At 73.2% G+C, this 19,425-nt stretch carries 13 protein-coding genes; 10 read left to right on the top strand and 3 right to left on the bottom strand.

The genetic code is table 11. The annotated features are described in order from the left end of the window. The first annotated feature begins 599 nt into the window (after window positions 1–599). The 4 genes from araB (at window position 600) to ABID81_RS10470 (ending at window position 5,788) form a co-directional block, all read left to right on the top strand. Entirely contained in the window at window positions 600–2,408 is a 1,809-nt protein-coding gene (gene araB, locus ABID81_RS10485; RefSeq protein WP_354594753.1) for a ribulokinase, read from the top strand. Continuing rightward, window positions 2,405–3,118 carry an L-ribulose-5-phosphate 4-epimerase gene (locus ABID81_RS10480; RefSeq protein ID WP_354594752.1) on the top strand — a complete coding sequence of 238 codons (714 nt, stop codon included), beginning with the start codon at window positions 2,405–2,407 and terminating at the stop codon, window positions 3,116–3,118. The genes araB and ABID81_RS10480 overlap by 4 nt, the downstream gene beginning before the upstream one ends. Next, a complete protein-coding gene (araA, locus tag ABID81_RS10475) occupies window positions 3,115–4,644 on the top strand; it encodes an L-arabinose isomerase (protein WP_354594751.1) in 1,530 nt (509 codons plus the stop codon). Before ABID81_RS10480 ends, araA begins: the two co-directional genes overlap by 4 nt. Before the next feature lie 130 nt (window positions 4,645–4,774). After that, window positions 4,775–5,788, top strand: coding sequence for an LLM class flavin-dependent oxidoreductase (locus ABID81_RS10470; protein WP_354594750.1), 1,014 nt, complete (start codon window positions 4,775–4,777; stop codon window positions 5,786–5,788). Between the two features lie 140 nt (window positions 5,789–5,928). Here ABID81_RS10470 and ABID81_RS10465 read toward each other — a convergent pair whose 3' ends face one another. Beyond that, window positions 5,929–7,341, bottom strand: a complete 1,413-nt coding sequence (locus tag ABID81_RS10465) for a mannosyltransferase family protein (protein ID WP_354594749.1) — start codon at window positions 7,339–7,341, stop codon at window positions 5,929–5,931. Between the two features lie 70 nt (window positions 7,342–7,411). Between ABID81_RS10465 and ABID81_RS10460 the strand changes: the two genes are divergently transcribed. The 4 genes from ABID81_RS10460 to ABID81_RS10445 all read left to right on the top strand — a co-directional run bounded on the left by ABID81_RS10460 (window position 7,412) and on the right by ABID81_RS10445 (window position 15,340). Continuing rightward, on the top strand, window positions 7,412–8,536 hold the full coding sequence (locus ABID81_RS10460) for a helix-turn-helix transcriptional regulator (protein WP_354594748.1): 1,125 nt from the start codon (window positions 7,412–7,414) through the stop codon (window positions 8,534–8,536). A 250-nt stretch (window positions 8,537–8,786) separates the two neighbouring features. Then, complete coding sequence (locus ABID81_RS10455; RefSeq protein ID WP_354594747.1) at window positions 8,787–11,969, top strand: S8 family serine peptidase; 3,183 nt, start codon at window positions 8,787–8,789, stop codon at window positions 11,967–11,969. Window positions 11,970–12,847: 878 nt separating this feature from the next. Next, window positions 12,848–14,536, top strand: a complete 1,689-nt coding sequence (locus ABID81_RS10450) for an Ig-like domain-containing protein (RefSeq protein ID WP_354594746.1) — start codon at window positions 12,848–12,850, stop codon at window positions 14,534–14,536. A gap of 135 nt (window positions 14,537–14,671) precedes the next feature. Beyond that, window positions 14,672–15,340, top strand: a complete 669-nt coding sequence (locus ABID81_RS10445) for an endonuclease/exonuclease/phosphatase family protein (RefSeq protein ID WP_502915210.1) — start codon at window positions 14,672–14,674, stop codon at window positions 15,338–15,340. Between the two features lie 185 nt (window positions 15,341–15,525). On the opposite strand, the gene ABID81_RS10440 is transcribed toward ABID81_RS10445, so the two are convergent. Further along, window positions 15,526–15,804, bottom strand: coding sequence for a hypothetical protein (locus ABID81_RS10440; RefSeq protein ID WP_354594744.1), 279 nt, complete (start codon window positions 15,802–15,804; stop codon window positions 15,526–15,528). A 332-nt stretch (window positions 15,805–16,136) separates the two neighbouring features. On the opposite strand from ABID81_RS10440, the gene ABID81_RS10435 reads away from it, so the two are divergent. After that, a complete protein-coding gene (locus ABID81_RS10435) occupies window positions 16,137–16,976 on the top strand; it encodes an aldo/keto reductase (RefSeq protein ID WP_354594743.1) in 840 nt (279 codons plus the stop codon). A gap of 165 nt (window positions 16,977–17,141) precedes the next feature. After that, on the top strand, window positions 17,142–17,906 hold the full coding sequence (locus ABID81_RS10430) for a Pr6Pr family membrane protein (RefSeq protein ID WP_354594742.1): 765 nt from the start codon (window positions 17,142–17,144) through the stop codon (window positions 17,904–17,906). Here ABID81_RS10430 and ABID81_RS10425 read toward each other — a convergent pair. Continuing rightward, window positions 17,837–19,399, bottom strand: a complete 1,563-nt coding sequence (locus ABID81_RS10425) for an FAD-dependent oxidoreductase (protein ID WP_354594741.1) — start codon at window positions 19,397–19,399, stop codon at window positions 17,837–17,839. The two genes, ABID81_RS10430 and ABID81_RS10425, sit on opposite strands and share 70 nt — an antisense overlap. Between the last annotated feature and the right edge of the window lie 26 nt (window positions 19,400–19,425).

Genomic DNA, 19,425 nt, shown 5'->3' with positions numbered 1-19,425 from the left:
TGCCCGCGCCCGCTGACCCGCGCCCGCGGCCCGGCCTGCCCGTGTGGCCCCCGCGTCCGGCGCAGAACCTCTGCCTAGGCGGAACGTCGAGCGCCGCTCGGGGTGGTCGGGCCCGGCCCCGGTCCGGCCTGCCCGGGTGACCCCCTCGTCCGGCGCCGAACCCCTGCCTAGGCAAATAGTTGAGCGCCGCGCTCGGGGGTCGGGCCCGGCCCCGGTCGGGCCCGCCCGTGTGGCCCCCGCGTCCGGCGCAGAACCTCTGCCTAGGCAAATCGTTGAGCGCCGCGCGCGGGGGTCGGGCCCGGCCCCGGTCCGGCCTGCCCGTGTGGCCCCCGCGTCCGGCGCGGAACCTCTGCCTAGGCGGAACGTCGAGCGCCGCTCGGGGTGGTCGGGCCCGGCCCCGGTCCGGCCTGCCCGTGTGGCCCCCGCGTCCGGCGCAGAACCTCTGCCTAGGCAAATCGTCGAGCGCCGCTCGCGGGGGGCGGGCCCGGCCCCGGGCACGGTGGCCGATCGACCCGACCCGCGCCTCACGAGATTGCACGCGCGAGCCCTCGCATGTGAGAATGTGAGCGCTCACTTTCGCATCAGGACAAGGACGTTCCATGGCCGAGACCGCCATCCCCTCCGACTCGTCGCCCGGGGTTCCCGACCCCGCCGGCACCTCGGCCGACTCGTACGTCGTCGGCGTCGACTACGGCACGCTGAGCGGCCGTGCGGTCGTCGTGCGCGTGCGCGACGGCGCCGAACTGGCCAGCGCCACGTTCGAGTACCCGCACGCCGTCGTCGACCGCACGCTGCCCGGCACGGGCGAGCGCCTGCCCGCCGACTGGGCCCTGCAGGTGCCGTCGGACTATGTCGACGTGCTGAAGAACGCCGTGCCCGAGGCCCTGCGCTCGTCGGGCGTCGACCCGTCGGCCGTCGTCGGCATCGGCACCGACTTCACGGCCTGCACCATGGTGCCGACCACCGCCGACGGCACGCCGCTCAACGAGCTCGAGCGCTTCGCCGACCGCCCGCACGCCTTCGTCAAGCTCTGGCGCCACCACGCGGCCCAGGGGCAGGCGGACCGCATCAACGAGCTCGCCGCCGAGCGCGGCGAGACCTGGCTGCCGCGCTACGGCGGGCTCATCTCGAGCGAGTGGGAGTTCGCCAAGGGCCTGCAGCTGCTCGAAGAGGACCCCGAGGTCTACGCCGCGACCGAGCACTGGGTCGAGGCCGCCGACTGGATCGTCTGGCAGCTCAGCGGCCGGTACGTCCGCAACGCCTGCACCGCCGGCTACAAGGGCATCTACCAGGACGGCGAGTACCCCAGCCGCGAGTTCCTCGCGGCGCTCAACCCCGACTTCGCCGACTTCGCCGAGAGCAAGGTCGTGCACGAGATCGGCGCCCTGGGCGACGTCGCGGGCACGTTGACCGCCGAGGCGGCCGGCTGGACGGGGCTGCCCGAGGGCATCGCCGTCGCCGTCGGCAACGTCGACGCGCACGTCACCGCCCCGGCCGCGAAGGCGACCCAGCCCGGCCAGATGGTCGCGATCATGGGCACGAGCACGTGCCACGTGATGAACGGCGACCGGCTCGCCGAGGTGCCCGGCATGTGCGGCGTGGTCGACGGCGGCATCGTCGACGGGCTCTACGGATACGAGGCCGGGCAGTCCGGCGTCGGCGACGTCTTCGCCTGGTACGTCAAGAACCAGGTGCCGCAGTCGGCCGTCGAGGCCGCCGCGGCCGCGGGCAAGAGCGTCCACCAGCACCTCACCGATCTCGCCTACGAACAGCCCGTCGGCGCCCACGGCCTCGTGGCCCTCGACTGGCACAGCGGCAACCGCTCGGTGCTCGTCGACCACGAGCTGAGCGGCGTCATCGTCGGTCAGACGCTCAGCACGACGCCCGAAGAGGGCTACCGCGCCCTGCTCGAGGCGACGGCCTTCGGCACCCGCCGCATCGTCCAGGCCTTCGAAGAGTCGGGTGTGCCCGTCACCGAGTTCATCGCCGCGGGTGGTCTGCTCAAGAACGCCCACCTGATGCAGACCTACAGCGACGTGCTGCGCCTGCCGATCTCGACGATCACGAGCGAGCAGGGCCCCGCCCTCGGTTCCGCCATCCACGCGGCCGTGGCCGCCGGCGCCTACCCCGACATCCGCTCGGCGGCCGACGCCATGGGCAGCGTCGACCGCGCCACCTACACGCCCGACGAGGCGAACGCCGACGCCTACGACGCCCTCTACGCCGAGTACCTCCTGTTGCACGACTGGTTCGGTCGGGGCGGCAACGACGTGATGCACCGCCTGCGGGCGATGCGTCGTGAGGCGAGCCGCGCCTCCTCGGCCCCCGCCGTCGACGCAGGAGGCGCGGACGCGGTCGAGCAGGACGCCACCGCCTCCGCCTCGACCGAGTCGCAGGTGACCGCATGACCGGCTGGATCGACCGCTCGACGCAGGCGGCCATCGACGCCACCCGCGAAGACGTGGCGACCCTGCACGCCGAGCTCGTGCGGTACGGACTGGTCGTCTGGACGGGCGGCAACGTCTCGGGTCGCGTGCCCGGCACCGACCTCTTCGTCATCAAGCCGAGCGGCGTGCTCTACGACGACCTGACGGCCGAGAACCAGATCCTCTGCCGGCTGGACGGCACCGTGGTCGAGGGCACCCCGGGCAGCGACCGCAGCCCGTCGAGCGACACCGCGGCACACGCCTACGTGTACCGGACCATGCCCCACGTCGGGGGAGTCGTCCACACGCACTCGACCTACGCCACCGCCTGGGCCGCCCGCGGCGAGGCGATCCCGTGCGTCATCACGGCCATGGCCGACGAGTTCGGCGGCGAGATCCCCGTCGGTCCGTTCGCCATCATCGGCGACGACTCGATCGGTCGCGGCATCGTCGCGACGCTCGAGGGCCACCGCAGCCGCGCCGTCCTGATGCAGAACCACGGCGTCTTCACGATCGGCAAGGACGCCCGCGACGCGGTCAAGGCCGCCGTGATGACCGAGGACGTCGCCCGCACCGTCCACATCACCCGCCAGCTCGGCGAACCCCTCCCCATCCCGGCAGAGAGCATCGACGCCCTCTTCGACCGGTACCAGAACGTCTACGGCCAAGCGCCCGCAGGAGAACTGAAATGACGAACGACACCCTCGACCCGACCGCCTTCCTCGCCTCGAAGGAGGTCTGGTTCCTCACCGGGAGCCAGGGCCTCTACGGCGAAGAGACCCTGAAGCAGGTCGCCGACCAGTCGCGCGCCATCGCCGACGAGCTCGCCGCGGCCTCCGACGTGCCCGTGCGGCTCGTCTGGAAGCCCGTGCTGACCGACGCCGACGCCATCCGCCGCACGATGCTCGAGGCGAACCTCGACGACTCGGTCGTCGGCGTCACGGCCTGGATGCACACCTTCAGCCCGGCCAAGATGTGGATCGGCGGCCTCGACGCCCTGCGCAAGCCGCTGCTGCACCTGCACACGCAGGCGAACGTCGCCCTGCCGTGGGCCGACATCGACTTCGACTTCATGAACCTCAACCAGGCCGCCCACGGCGACCGCGAGTTCGGCTACATGCAGACCCGCCTCGGCGTGCCGCGCAAGACGGTCGTCGGCCACGTCAGCGACCCGCGCGTCCAGCAGCAGGTCGGCACGTGGATGCGCGCCGCCGCGGGTGCCTCGGCCATGCGGTCCCTCAAGCTGGCCCGCTTCGGCGACAACATGCGCTTCGTCGGCGTGACCGAGGGCGACAAGACCGAGGCCGAGCTCGCCTTCGGCGTGCAGGTCAACACCTGGGGCGTCAACGAGCTGGCCGAGGCGGTCGCGGCGGCGTCCGAGTCGGCGATCGACGACCTGGTCGCCGTGTACGAGGCCGAGTACGACGTCGTGCCCGAGCTGCGGGCCGGTGGCGCGCGTCACCAGTCGTTGCGCGACGGCGCCGCGATCGAGATCGGCCTGCGGTCGTTCCTCGAGGCGGGCGGGTTCCACGCCTTCACGACGAACTTCGAAGACCTGGGCGCGCTCAAGCAGCTGCCCGGCCTCGCGGTGCAGCGCCTCATGGCCGAGGGCTACGGCTTCGGCGCCGAGGGCGACTGGAAGACCTCGGTGCTCGTGCGTGCGGCCGCCGTGATGGGCGCCGGGTTGCCGGGTGGCGCCTCCTTGATGGAGGACTACACCTACCACCTCGTGCCCGGCGAGGAGAAGATCCTCGGGGCGCACATGCTCGAGGTCAGCCCGTCGCTGACGTCGGGTCGCGCGTCGCTCGAGGTGCACGCGCTCGGCATCGGCGGCAAGGACGACCCGGTGCGCCTGGTCTTCTCGGCCGACCCCGGCCCGGCCGTCGTCGTCGCGATGAGCGACGTGCGCGACCGCTTCCGCCTGACGGTCAACGTGGTCGACGTCGTCGACCCCGACGAAGACCTCCCGAACCTGCCCGTGGGGCGCGCGGTGTGGAAGCCCCGTCCGTCGTTCGCGGTGTCGGCCGAGGCCTGGCTGACCGCCGGCGCTGCGCACCACACGGTGATGTCGACCGCCGTCGGGCTCGAGGCCTTCGAAGACCTGGCCCGCATCGTCGAGACCGAGCTGCTCGTCATCGACGAGGACACCCGCATCCGCGACTTCCGCCACGAGGTCGCCTGGAACGCCGCCTACCACCGCCTCGCCCGCGGCCTCTAGGCCCGGGCGCGCGTCGCGCGGCCCGCACCGAGTGGTCCCGCATCGTTCCTCGCCCCCCGGCGGAGGACGGTCCGGGACCACTCGTCGTCCTCGCGGGCATACGACGACGCCCGTCGTTGTTCACCCCCGCATGAGCATCCCCCTCTCCATCCTCGACCTCGCCCCCGTCGCACCCGGTCAGACCGTGCGCGAGAGCTTCGCGGCCTCGGTGGCCCTGGCGCAGCAGGCCGAGGCGAGCGGGTACCGGCGGGTCTGGTACGCCGAGCACCACAACATGGCGTCCATCGCGTCGAGCGCGACGTCGGTGCTGATCGCCCACATCGCCAGCCAGACCTCGACGATCCGACTGGGCTCGGGCGGCGTCATGCTGCCGAACCACTCGCCGCTCGCCATCGCCGAGCAGTTCGGCACCCTCGAGACGCTGCACCCGGGCCGCATAGACCTCGGTCTCGGTCGTGCCCCCGGCAGCGACCAGGCCACCTTCCGCGCCATGCGCCGTGACCCGTCGTCGTCCGAGCGGTTCCCCCAGGACGTCGTCGAACTCCAGGCCTTCCTGGCCGGCGAGTCCCGCGTCGCCGGGGTCCAGGCCGTCCCCGGTGCCGGCACGAACGTGCCGCTGTACATCCTCGGCTCGTCCCTCTTCGGGGCCAAGCTCGCCGCGGCCCTCGGCCTGCCCTACGCCTTCGCGTCGCACTTCGCCCCCGGCGACCTGATCGACGCCGTCTCGGCCTACCGCCGCGAGTTCCAGCCGTCGGCCCAGTTGAGCGAGCCCTACGTGCTCGCCGCCGTGAACGCGATCGTCACCGACGACGCCGACGAGGCCGACGTGCAGTTCGCCCAGGTCAAGCGCCAGCGTCTGCTGATGCTCCTGCGCCAGAGCGGCCAGATCGACCCCACCCGCGAGTTCGGCGACGACGAGCTCGACCACCTGCTGCGCACCCCGGTCGGCCAGCACGTCCAGACCATGACGACCTACACCGCCGTCGGCACGCCCGGCGACGCCCGGGAGTACATGGAGCAGTTCGCCCGGACCGCCCAGGCCGACGAGCTGATCGTCGCGCACTCGTCCTCGTCGCTGGACGCGCGCCTCCGGTCCGTCGCCCTGCTCGCGGACGCGATGCAGCTGGCCCCCGCCGCCGCGTAGCGCGCCGGTGCCTCCGGGCGGGACGCGTTGCGCCCCGCCCACCGGACACCGCCGAGTGGACGAGACACCGAGGAATGCGACGGTGTCGTGTCCATTCGGCGGTGTGTCCGTCGTGACAGCCGGCGGCGACGCCGCGGTCGCTACGGCGCGGTGAAGAGGAACACGAAGACGACGGCCACGGGCTGCAGCGCCGCCCCGCCGAGCAGCAGGGTGCGGCGCAGCCACGGACGCGTCGAGATCGCGGGCGTGCCGAGCACCGGGCTGAGCGGCATCAGCAGCCGGAACAGGCTCTGCTGCGGCAGGAAGACCGCGACCAGGTAGGCGAAGAAGCCGGCAACGAACGCGACGACCTCGTGGCCGAGGCGCAGCGTCGAGCGGCGGGTCATCCAGAACGTGAACGACCCGACGATGGCCAGCACGAGCACGATGCCCGCGATGCCGAGCCAGCGGCCGGCCAGCAAGAACCACGGCGTCAGCGGCATGAACGCCGGCCGACCGACGTAGTCGACCCACCAGGCCATCTCGGTCTCGAGGTAGGCGTCCGACTGACCCGTGACCACGTGCGCGACCACCGGCCAGGCCAGGCCCGCCGCCGCCATCGCGAGCCCCGCCACGACGATCGTCGTCAGCTCGCGGGTCGGCATGCGGCCGCCGACGACGAACTCGCGCAGCCCGGCCCAGGCCCGTCGGCCCACCGTCCGGGCGGCGGTCACGAGCTCAGGAGGCGCGGTGTCGACCCCGGCGACCCGTCGCGACCCGGCGGCGTCGCCTGCCCGCGTCGCCGCGTCGTCCACCGCGTCGGCGGCAGCCCCCGACGATCCGCCGGCGGGTCGCTCGCGCTCGGTGTGCCAGCGCACGATCAGGTGGACGCCGAGGGCCAACGCGAGGGCGAGCGCCCCGGGCCGCACGAACGAGGCCGCGATGCCGGCCGCCGCCACGAGCGGGTACCGCCGCCGCTGCATGGCGTACAGGCCGCCGAACATCAGCAGCAGGAACAGGCTCTCCGCGTAGCCGATCGACAGGACGAACGCCATCGGCCCGAAGCAGAACAGCAGCACGGCCCAGACCGCGCCGGTGTGGCCGACCTTCGTGACGAGCAGGCGGTACAGCACGACGACGGCCCCCGCCCCGAACACGGTGGCCAGCAGGGGAGCGGCGACGGTGAAGTCCATGCCCGTCGCGACCATCAGCAGATGGCAGAGGTACGGGAAGACCGGCAGGAACGCCCACTCGTTCGGCAGCACCTCGCCCGCCGCGTCGGTCGGCAGGGTCGAGGGGTAGCCGTGCAGCGCGATGGTGCGGTAGCGGTCCGCGTCCCACGACGAGGTGAAGTCGAGGTAGCTGCGATCGCTGCCGGGGGTGATGAAGGTCGCCCCGGCCAGCTTCGCGATCTCGTAGACGGCGAAGAGCACGCTGGTCGAGAACAGCCGGGACGCGAGGTAGACCACCATCAGGCTGCGCCAGCTGCCCGAGACGCGGCCCGCCAGGTCGACCGTGAAGGCGGGTCGCCTCAGCGACGTCGCCGCCGGCGACGCGATCGCCTCGCGGCTCACCGCCCCGCCCCGTGTCCGGTCATCTGGACGACGCTACCAAGAGTCGGCTGGGACGGGGCAAGATCGTCCCGTGCCCCTTCCGTCCTTCTCCGCGCTCGGCATCGACGACGTCGCGGTCGCGGTCTACCGGCACGTCGTCGCCGGGGCCGGGGTGGCGGACGCCGACGGGGCGGCGGCCGGGCCGACGCCCGGGGCCGTGGCACGGGCCGAGCACCTCGACGAGGCGACGGCCCTGGCCGCCCTGGAGCGCCTCCGTTCGCTCGGTCTCGTCCAGCGGACGGCGGGTGGCGAGGGGTACGGCGCGGTCGACCCGCGGGTGGCCCTGCCGGCCGTGGTCGCGGCGCGCGCCGACGAGCTCGTCGAGGTGCGGGCGGCCGTGCCCGAGCTGGGCGAGCTGTTCGACGAGGGCAGGCGCCCGCACGACGCCGACCAGCTGACCCGGGTCGTCGTCGGTCACGCCGCCGTGGGCGACTGGTACTCGCGGCTCGAGCACCGCGCCACCACCGACTTCGTCGCCTTCGACCGGCCGCCCTACGTGGTCGCGTCCAACGAGTCCACCCAGCGGGTCGCCCTCGGGCGCGGGGTGCGCTGGCGGGCCGTCTACACGGTGGCGAGCATCTCGGCCGACGGCAGCTGGCAGGGCGTGCACCGTCTCGGGGCCGACGGCGAAGAGGCCCGCATCACCCACGACCTGCCCGTCAAGCTGGCCGTCGCCGACCGTCGGGTCGCCCTGGTGTCGATCGGTCACGACCCCGACCGGCCCGAGGCCCTGGTGACCGAGTCCGAGCCGCTCGTCGCCGCCCTCTACGACCTGTTCGAGGCCCGCTGGCGCAGCGCCCTGCCGGTGCCCGGTGCTCCCGGGGCGGGCGGGCCCGCCGTCGACTGGGCCGAGGTGGCGGCCCGACTCGCGGCGTCGACGCCCACGTCCGCCCCCTGGCCCGATCCCGCGTCGTCCGCCGTGGGCGGATCCCCCACGCGGGACGAGGAGGCGCGCGTCGCGTCCCGACCCCCGACCCCCGCCGAGCGCGACCTGCTGGCCCTCGTGGCCGCCGGGGCGACCGACGAGGTCATCGCATCGCAGCTCGGCATCTCGTCCCGCACCCTGCGTCGCCGGTTGCACGCGCTCTTCGACGAGCTCGGGGCGAGCAACCGGTTCCACGCCGGGGTCGAGGCGGCCCGGCGCGGCTGGGTCTGAGCCGCCGGAGCGACCCCGGTCGGACCGGCGCGGGGGCGTGCGTCCCCCCAAGGGAGGACGGCCTCGGTGCCCCGCCCGCGCCTCCTCGTGTGAACTCTGTGGCCGATGGAGGTCACTGGCCGGTTTCGGCCATGACCCCCACTAGAGGGTCACGCGCATTCACAGGTAGTTCTTATGGATCGACCGTGGCCCGGGGCCGCGGCGCACCCCCGACAGCACGCTCCGAGCGGCGTGCATCGAAAGGCGATCCGTGATCACACCATCCGGCCGACGCAGGCCGTCCGCACCTCCCCGCAGCCGCCTCCGCGGCGGCTTCGCCGCGATCCTGGCCACCGGCGTCGTCGCCGCGGGCCTCGTCGCAGTCCCGACCACCGCCTCCTTCGCCGCCGACGGTCCCGCGGTCGTGGGCGACAGCCAGTTCGCCGACGGCAAGTACGTCGTCACCCTGCGCGAACCGGCCGCCGCGACCTACGAAGGCGGCAAGGCCGGGCTCGCCCGCACGGCCGTGCCCCAGGGCAGCCACCTCGACGCGCAGAGCGCGCCCGTGCAGGACTACGCCGCGCACCTCGAGGACGTCCAGCAGGACGTCGCCGCCGCGGCGGGAGCCACGGTCGAGGCGAGCTACGCCATCACCACCAACGCCTTCGCCGCCGACCTCACGGCCGCCCAGGCCGCGAAGCTCGCGAGCGACCCGGCGGTCGCCGCGGTGTCGAGGAACGAACTGCTGAAGCTGCAGGCGACGCCCTCGACCGAGTTCCTCGGGCTGGGCGACGCCGAGGGGAACGGCGGCGTCTGGGACGCCGTCGGGGGGCGCGACAAGGCCGGCGAGGGCGTCGTGGTCGGCATCATCGACTCGGGCATCGCGGCGGGCAACGCCTCGTTCGCGGGCGACCCGCTGGGCTCCGCGAGCGACGCCGAACCGCACCTCGAGGGCGACGCGACCGTCTTCGCCAAGGGCGACGGCGGCACCTTCACCGGCGTCTGCCAGACCGGCGTCCAGTTCGACGCGAGCGACTGCAACACCAAGCTGATCGGCGCCCGGTACTTCGTCGACGGCTTCGGGGTCGGCAACATCGGCACCGAGGAGCAGGGCGAGTACCTCTCGCCCCGTGACGGCAACGGCCACGGGTCGCACACCGCCTCGACCGCCGCGGGCAACGCCGACGTCGAGGCGACCATCGGCGACCGCTCGTTCGGCACCGTGTCGGGCGTCGCCCCGGCCGCGAAGATCGCGGCCTACAAGGTCTGCTGGGACGGTCCCGACCGCGTCGGCACCGACGACGACGGGTGCGCCACGCTCGACCTGATCGCCGCCATCGAGGCCGCGGTCACCGACGGCGTCGACGTCATCAACTACTCGATCGGCGGCGGCGGTGCCACGAGCACCTTCTCGGCCACCGACCAGGCGTTCCTCGGCGCGGCCTCGGCCGGCGTCTTCGTCGCGGCCTCGGCCGGCAACGACGGCCCGACCCCCACGACGGCCGACAACGCCGCACCGTGGATCACCACCGTCGCCGCGTCGACCATCCCCAGCTACAGCGCGACGGTGCAGACCGCCGACGGCACGAACTACCTCGGCGGCTCGATCACCGTGCCGACGGGCGAGGACGGCCTCACGGGCGACTTCGTCTCGTCGACCGCGGTCGCCGCGGCCGGTGCCGACGCCACCGCCGTGACGCTGTGTGCGCCCGACACCCTCGACCCCGCCAAGGCCGCCGGCACGATCGTGCTCTGCGACCGCGGCGTCTACGACCGCACGGCCAAGTCGGCCGAGGTCGAGCGCGCCGGCGGCATCGGCATGGTGCTCGTCAACCCGACGAGCAGCTCGGTCGACCTCGACGAGCACGCCGTGCCCACCGTCCACCTCAACGCCGACGACTACGCCGCGATCCACGCGTACGCCGACACCGACGGCGCGACCGTCACGCTGCTCGACGGCAACCCGGGTGCGCTGCCCGAGCCCGCGACCCCGCAGATCGCCGGCTTCTCGTCGCGTGGTCCGGTGACCGCCGACGGCGGCAACCTGCTGAAGCCCGACATCTCAGCGCCCGGCGTGGCGATCCTCGCCGACGGTGCCAACGCGCAGGGCGAGCCCGGCACGTACGAGTTCCTCTCCGGCACCTCGATGTCGTCCCCGCACATCGCGGGCCTCGCGGCGCTGTACCTCTCGAAGGGCGTGCACCCGGACTGGACCCCCGACGAGGTCAAGTCCGCCATGATGACGACCGCCTACGACCTCGTCGGCGAGGACGGCGCCCCCAGCCAGGACGTCTTCGCCCAGGGGGCCGGCCACGTCGACCCGACCGCGTTCCTCGACCCCGGCCTGGTCTACGAGAACGGCCCCGCCGACTGGCAGGCCTACGTCGACTCGATCGACACCGTCGAGGGGACCGACTCGTCGCTCAACCTGCCGTCGATCAGCGTCGGTTCGCTGGCCGGCACCGCCCAGGTCACCCGCAGCGTCACCTCGACCGAGGCGGGCACCTACACGGTCGCCCCGATCGAGATGGACGGGGTCACCGCGACCGTCGAGCCCTCGACCCTGACGTTCGCCGCGGCGGGCGAGACGCAGGACTACACGGTCACCTTCACCCGCACCACGGCCGCGCTCGACGAGTTCGCGACGGGGTACCTGACCTGGAGCGACGGGGAGCACGACGTCCGCAGCCCGCTGGCGGTCCGACCCGTCCGGCTGCAGGCACCGGCCGAGGTGGCCGGCGAGGGCGCCACGGGTGAGACCGCGTTCGACGTGACCGCGGGCGACGCGCTCGAGCTGCCGCTGACCACCGAGGGGCTCGTCGCCGGTCAGGTGACGACCGGGTCGGGCACGGCGGGAGCCGCCGCGGCCGAGACGCCGGTCACGATCGCCGAGGGCACCACCCACGCGCGCTTCGTGCTCGACAGCGCCGACGACACCGCCGACCTCGACCTGCTGCTCTACACGGCCGACGCCGACGGTGCGCCCGACCAGCTCGCGGCCGTCTCGGCGACGGGCTCGGCGGACGAGCAGATCGACCTCGACGCCCCCGCGGCCGGCGAGTACGTGCTGCTCGTCGACTTCTACTCGGGGTCGGGAGCGCTCGACTACACGCTCACGTCGTACCTGCTCGACCCGGCGACGGCCGTCGGAGGCCTCACGGTCGACCCGGCCACGCTCTCGGCCGGACTCGGCGAGACCGCGACGCTCACCGCGTCGTGGACCGACCTGGCCTACGAGCAGACCTACCTCGGCCGCGTCGTCTACGGCGACACCGGGCAGGTGACCTACCTCACGGTCGCGTCCGGCGAAGCGCCCGAGGTGCCCACCGACCCGGGCCCCGGCCCGGGCCAGCCCGGCAACCCGGGGGGCGGCTGGAGCCTCGGCGACGTCCTCCAGTGGATCTGGAACGCCCTCGGCGACCTCTTCTACGGGTGGTTCCCGTGGCGCTGGTAGCAGCGCCGACGGCCTGACGGCCTGACGGCCAGGAGGCGGTGGTCACCTTCCCCACGGGAGGCGGCCACCGCCTCCCCGCGTCCCCGCCCGTCTCCGCCTCGACCTGGGGGCAATTCCTGCCCGGTGCCGCCGCGCCGTCCGGGGCGCCCCGGTTCGCGTCCCGGGCCCGCGCACCCGTCAGGAGTTGCCCGTCGCCGGTCGGCCTGGCTGGCAAGTCCTGCCCGGTGCCGCCGCGCCGTCCGGGGCGCCCCGGTTCGCGCCCCGGGCCCGTGCACCGGTCAGGAGTTGCCCGTCGCCGGCTGGCGGTGCCGGCAGGTCCTGCCCGGTGTCGCCGCGCCGTCCGGGGCGCCCCGGTTCGTGCCCCGGGCCCGTGCACCGGTCAGGAGTTGCCCGTCGCCGGCTGGCGGTGCCGGCAAGTCCTGCCCGGTGCCGCCGCGCCGTCCGGGGCGCCCCGGTTCGTGCCCCGGGCCCGTGCACCGGTCAGGAGTTGCCCGTCGTCGGCTGGCGGTGCCGGCAAGTCCTGCCCGGTGCCGCCGCGCCGTCCGGGGCGCGCCGGTTCGTGCCCTGGGCCCGTGCACCGGTCAGGAGTTGCCCGTCGTCGGCCGGCGTGGGCCAGGGGAGTCGCCACCCGCCCGCGCGTCGGCACCGGGTCGCCGTGTCCCCCGGAGCGGGTGGCTCGGGGGACCGCCGGCGTCGCCCGCACGCCCATCCGGGTGATCTGTCCCCCGAATGGTGGACACTGTCAGCAACCCGGCCCTAGTTTGGGGGCACCCGAGACGTGACGATCCCTGTTCACCCGACCCCTGCGCCGTACCCGAACACGGCGCAGGGGGAGCAGGTCGAGGCGCGCGTCCGACCTACCCGAAAAAGGCACCACCATGCACTCGCTCACCCTCGCGGGGTCTCCCCGTCGCGGGCGGAGGGCCCTGCGCCTGTCCGCCGCCCTGCTCGCCGTGCTGGCCCTGGCCGGAACCGCCGCCCTCACCGGGCCTGCGACCTCTGCCCAGGCCAGGGAGATCGACGGGGCGATCACGAACGTGACCGTCACCCCCACGAACCCCAAGCAGGGGACCCAGCTCACGACGACGCTCGCCTGGCAGGTGCCGGACGACACGATGGCCGGTGACACCTTCACGCTCACGCTCAGCGAGCACCTGAAGAACCTGCCGACCGGCTTCGCCCTGCGCGATCCCGCGACCGACGCCGTCGTGGCCGAGGCCACGGTCGTCGGGACCCGCCCCTACGTGGTCACCTTCACGATGACGGCCTACGCCGAGGACCACCTCGACGTGAGCGGCAAGGCCTTCGTGACGTCGGACTTCGAGTCGCTGACCACGCCGTCCGGGGTGCCGACGCCGTTCACCTCGACCACCAACGACGGCCGCACCTTCACGACCGAGGTCACGCCGACCGGGTCGCTGCGTGGCCTCGACCAGCCCACCAAGTACGGCACCTACGCCGGAGCCGACCAGGGCCGCTCGACGGCCTCGCGCTTCCTCACCTGGCACGTGCTCACCCCGTTGGGCGCCTTCGAGTCCGCCACGACCACCGACGCCGTGCCGGCGGGCCAGGCCTGGAGCTACGACTGCGATACCATCGTCTTCGACTCGATCCGCGTCAAGGCCGACGGGAGCCTCGCCGCCCCCCTCGCGGTCGCGCCCACGTCGTACACGTGCTCGCCGGCCGGCTTCACGGTGAACTGGGGTGCCCAGGTCGAGAACGTGCAGGACCGCGTCGCCATCGCCGTGAGCCTGCCCGCCCCCACCGGCACGGCGACGCCCGCCCAGACCTTCACCAACCTCGCGACGGTGTCGACCGTCGTCGGCGGCGTGACCACGACCGATTCGGTCAGCGCCTCGAAGACGCAGGCCTCGGCCGGCGGTGAGGGCAGCGGAGACGTGCCCGTCCCCGCCGTGACCATCACCAAGGACGACGACGCCGGACACGCGGCCGACACCGCCGAGACCGCGGTCCTCCTCGGCGCCGACGGCACCGCCTCCCTCGTCTACCAGGTGACCAACTCCGGAGCCGACGCGCTCGCCGACGTGACCGTCTCGGACGCCGTCGTCGCCAACGGCACCGTCACCGACCTCAGCTGCGACTTCTCGCCGCTCGGCGGCCCGGCGTCGGGCGTGACCTGGGCCGGACCGTTCGCGGTCGGCGCCTCGTTCGACTGCACCGCGGCACTCGGCGGCGTCCAGGCCGGCAGCGTCGACCACCACGACGTCGGCACCGTGACGGCCCGCGGCATCGAGTCCGGTCAGGCCGTGACGGCCTCGAACGCCTGGTTCGCCCGGGTCCCCGCAGCTGCGAGCACGCCCACGACGCCGACGGCCTCGCCGTCGACGCCGGCCGCCGCCCCCGCGGCCGGTCCGACCACGCCGGTCGCGTCCACGCCCCGTGGCACCACGACCGGTCTCGCCTTCACGGGCGCCGAGCTGGCCGGCCCGGTCGGCCTGGCCGCCCTGCTGACCCTGCTGGGAGCCGCGCTCGTCATCGGCACGCGTCGTCGGGCGGCTCGTGCCGCGACGGCGACCGGTGCCGACCGCTCGAACCACGACGCGTAGCCGACGACGGGGGGTGCCGGGTGCGGCGGACGCGACGTCCGCCGCATCCGGCACCCCCCGTTCGTCCAACCTGCACATGCTCGAAACACTCGTGGACTAGGTTCGCTACTCGTGGATGAACACAACGGACACACCATGCGCGTCGTCAGCTACAACCTGCGCGAGCACACCGCCAAGGGCGAGATCCGATCGCTCGCCGAGGAGAACGACGCCGACGTGCTGTGCCTGCAGGAGGCCGACACCAAGGACATCCCCGACGAGTTCGGCGAGTTCGCCCTCGCGGCGTCGACGCAGAACAACCGGCTGGGGCTCGCGGCCTACTACCGGCGTTCGCGCTTCGAGCTGCTGGGCACGAACGTGTACGCCCTCAAGAAGTCGATGCACGACCGGGTCATGTCGCCGGCGCACGAGCGTCTGCTGGCCATGCACCTGGCCGACCGGCAGAGCGGGCGCGACGTCCTGATCGGCTCCTTCCACGCAGCTCCGCTGACGGCCACCAACGCCCTGCGGAAGAAACAGGTCGAGTCGGCGCACCGCCTCATGCGCTCGCTCGCGCCGGGCGTGCCGATGCTGATGGTGGGCGACTTCAACTACCCGTGGTTCCACGGAGGTCTGCGCAGGCACATCGAGCGGGACGGCTTCGTGCTGACGCGCAGCTCGACCCCGACCTACCTCGGCTACAAGTACGTCAAGGGCCACTTCGACTTCGCCACGAGCTACGACCTCAAGATCGAGGACGTCGTCACGTTGCCCGCCGGCGTCAGCGACCACCGTCCCATCCTGGTGCGCGCCCAGGGGCTCTGACGGGCCGGTCCCCGACGCCTCCGCGCCGATGCCTCCGGGTCCTCCGGGGACGCGACGACGGGCCCGGTCACCTCTCGGTGGCCGGGCCCGTCGTCGTCGGAGGGCGGAGACCGCAGGAGGCGCGGTGCGGCCGTGAGCCCCACCGCGCCTCCTGCAAGTCGTCGCGCCTCGGGCGCCGGGACGACCTAGGCCGCGAGGGCCAGTTCGCGCGTCTCGACGGTCGAGGCCTGCACGATGGTGCGGCTCGGCTCGTGGCGCCAGCTGCGGCCCGGGATGACCCAGCCGGCGGCACCGTGGACGGTGACCGTCGCACCGGGGCGGACCGCGGCCGCCACGTCGTCGCGCCAGGCGCGGACGGCGAACTCGGTGCCGCGGTCGTCGACGACGACGAACTCGACGAGACGGGCGGTGGTCAGGGTGGGCACGGTCGTGACCGTGCCGGTGATGCTGATGATGTCGTTCATGATGCTCGATTTCGATGTGTGCTCTGTGCTGCGACAGAATCCGTGGGACGACCCGCCGGGTGGGCGGTCGTGGTCCGCCAGGAGGCGGTGGTCGGGCCTGCGGAGACGGCGGCCGGAGAAGTAGGGCAACGACGATCGGTGGTCGTCGTGCGCATCCGGCGAGGTCGTCTCGCGAGGCTTTTCGGGCGGTGCACCGGTGTGGACTCGGTCGTCACCGCACGGGGCCCCTGTGAGAAGAGGGGCCCAAGCGACTCATGACTGTAACACGCCCGGGGTACATGCGCCAGGGCTTCCTCGGAAGGCTCGGCGGGGGTCGGTGGTTGGCTCTACACATGACCACGATCCCCACCATCACCCTGAACAACGGAATCCAGATCCCCCAGCTCGGGTTCGGCGTCTACCAGGTCGACCCGGCCGAGACGAAGGACGCCACCCTCACCGCCTTCGAGGTCGGCTACCGCCACATCGACACCGCCGAGATGTACGGCAACGAGGCGGGCGTCGGCGAGGCCATCGCCGAGAGCGGCATCGACCGCGGCGAGATATTCGTCACCTCGAAGCTCAACAACGGCTTCCACAAGCGTGACGACGCGCTGAAGGCGTTCGACGGCACGCTCGACGCCCTCAAGCAGGACTACGTCGACCTCTTCCTCATCCACTGGCCGCTGCCCGGCATCGACGTCGACTACGTCGAGACCTGGAAGGCCATGGAAGAGATCCACGCCAGCGGACGGGCCAAGTCGATCGGCGTCTCGAACTTCCAGCAGGCCCACCTCGAGCGCATCCTCGACGAGGGTTCGGTCGTGCCGGTCGTCAACCAGATCGAGGTGCACCCGTACCTCACCCAGGACGCCCTCCGCGAGTTCGGCGTCTCGAAGGGCATCCACACCGAGGCCTGGTCGCCCATCGCCCAGGGCGGCGTGCTGAAGGACGAGACCATCACCGAGATCGCCGAGCGCGTCGGCAAGACGACCGCCCAGGTGACGTTGCGCTGGCACATCCAGCGGGGCGACATCGTCTTCCCGAAGTCGGTCACCCGTTCGCGCGTCGAGGAGAACTTCGACCTGTTCGACTTCGAGCTGACGGACGCCGACGTCGCCGCGATCACCGCCCTGAACAAGGACGAGCGCACCGGCCCGAACCCGGACGAGTTCAACTACATCCCCAGCTGATCCCCTGATCGGCACGGTGTCGCGTCACGGCGGCATCGGGCATCGAGGCCGGGCCGGCATGTCGTGAGGACGTGCGGGCCCGGCCTCGCCGCGTCGGGTGACCGTCGAGGGCTAGTACGATCGACGTTCCCCCAGAACACGACCGGACCCGGAGGGCGTGACACGGTGCGACGGACTGTCGGCGTCCTACGCCTGCTCGCGGCCGCCGTCGGCGTGGTCGCGCTCGTCGCCGACTTCGTCTACGTCCTCGGTTTCAGCACCTTCAGCTCGATCAACTACTTCAGCTACTTCACGCAGCAGAGCAACATGGCCAACGTGGTCGTCCTCGCGACCGCGGGGGCGCTCCTGCTCGTCGGTCGACCGGAACCCGGCTGGTTCGCCGCCGTCCACGCCCTGGTCAGCACCTACGTGATCGTGTCGGGCATCGTGTTCGGCATCATCGTCGCCGAGTCGGCGAGCCACGACTACCGCATCGAGGTGCCGTGGTCGAGCCAGCTGCTGCACTTCGTGGTCCCGACCTTCGTGCTCGTGGACTGGGTGCTCGCCCCCGACCGGCCCCGGGTGCGTTGGCGCGTGGTCTCGGTCGTCCTGGTCTTCCCGCTGCTCTGGGGCGTCTTCACGATCGTCCGTGGCGCCGACGTCGGCTGGTACCCGTACTTCTTCCTCGATCCTGCCCAGGTGACCTGGCCGGGTGAGTTCGTCCTCTACAACGGCATCGCGCTGGGGGTGATCGTCGGGGTGATCGTCGCCCTCGTCGCCCTGAGCCACGTGCGGCCGCACGCCCGGAGGTCGCGGGGCCGCGAGCCGGTGTCGTCGACGCGCACCGCGCCTCCTGCGGTCACGCGACGAGGAGGCGCGGGTCAGGCCGTCGGGTCGGCCGACGGTTCGGCGGTGGGCGCCGGCGACCCCTCGGCCACGAGGTCGAGGTAGGGCGCGAGGCTGCGCATCGCGGCGGCCACGGCGTCGTCGTCGTCGAGGTCGGCGACGGCCGAGGCCGCCTCGCCGCCCGTCAGGGCGAGCAGCAGCGGAGCACCGGTGGCCGGCAGGAGGTTCACGAAGAGCCGGTAGGGCGCCTCGTCGTCGAGCACGGCCCAGACGGTCGCCTGCGTCGACCAGAAGGCCTCGTCGAAGCGCAGCCAGAGCACCTCGCGGGTGCCGACGCCGAGGGCCTCGATCGCGTCGGCGTGCGTGGAGGGCAGCTCGGGCGAGAACTCGGGGACCCCGGACTTGAGCACGCCGAGCGGGATCGTCGACACGGCGCGGTCCACCGAGAGCGACTCTCCGGTGGCGAAGCGGAGCCCCACGCCCTGGTCGCCGTACTGCAGACGCACCACGTTGCTGTCGCGCAGCACGTCGAGCCCGTCGAGCAGACCGGCGACGAAGCCGGAGAGGCCGCCCGTGACGAGCGTCGCGCCGGTGGGCAGCAGGTCGGCCGAGGGGGCGTCGCCGAGCGCGGCGGCGGCGAGGTCGTCGGCCCCCGCGCCCCACCGGGCGGGCAGCAGGTCGTCGAGGACGAGCGCGAGCCGGTCGGCGTCCGAGACGCCGTCGGGGCCGGGGACGGTCGAGACCTGGTCGGCCCCGGACCCCGCGAGGGCGTCGGTGACGCTCGTGGCGGCGTCGGCGTCGGCCCCGGTGGTGGTGCCGGTGCCGGTGCCGGTGCCGGTGTCGCTCGAGCCGGCTCGGGCCGAGGCCCAGGACGCCGCCCGGTCGAGCCGGTCGACGGCGTCGCCCACCGAGTCGACCGTGCCGTCGGACGTGCGGACCTCGAGGGTGTCGTCGAGGGGGCGGGTGCGGACCCGGGCCAGCGCGAGCGCGGCCTCGAGCGCGACCGCCCCCGAGCCCTCGAGCAGACCCACGCCGAGCTCGACCGGGAAGGGCCAGTCGTCGTCGCGGACGCTGTGCACCCGGCCGCCGACCCTGCCCCTGGCCTCGACGACGACGACGTCGTAACCCCGCTCGACCAGCGAACGTGCGGCCGTCGCCCCGGCGATGCCGGCCCCGATGACGGCGATGCGCTCGTCGGTCGCGGCGACCTCGGCGACCTGGGCGGCCACGTCGAAGCCCGACTGACGGGCCCCGTAGACCGTGCCGCCCATCGAGGCGGCCACCGCCTCACCGGCGAAGAAGAGCCGGTCGTCGATCGGGGTGCCGAGCAGGCGGCGATCCGCGTCGGTCGTGCCCGGGGTGAGGTGGCTCGTCGCCCCGAGCGCGTAGGGGTCGTCGCCCCACGAACTGCGACGGAAGGCGGCGGGGGCGATCGTCCCCGGGGCGGCGGCGGACGGGCTCGTCGTCGGGGTCGTCACGGCACCGGTCGGCGACGGACTGCCGGTGGGCGTCGGCGCACCCGTCGTGCAGGCGGTCAGCACGAGGACCGCGGCCCCCGAGACCGAACCCGTCAAGAACGCTCGTCGACTGATGCCCATGGTCAGCCCATTCTCGCAGCCGGGGC

It is taken from the genome of Frigoribacterium sp. PvP054, assembly GCF_040547465.1.
Taxonomy (GTDB): domain Bacteria; phylum Actinomycetota; class Actinomycetes; order Actinomycetales; family Microbacteriaceae; genus Frigoribacterium.
This window is presented reverse-complemented; position numbering and strand designations above follow the sequence as displayed.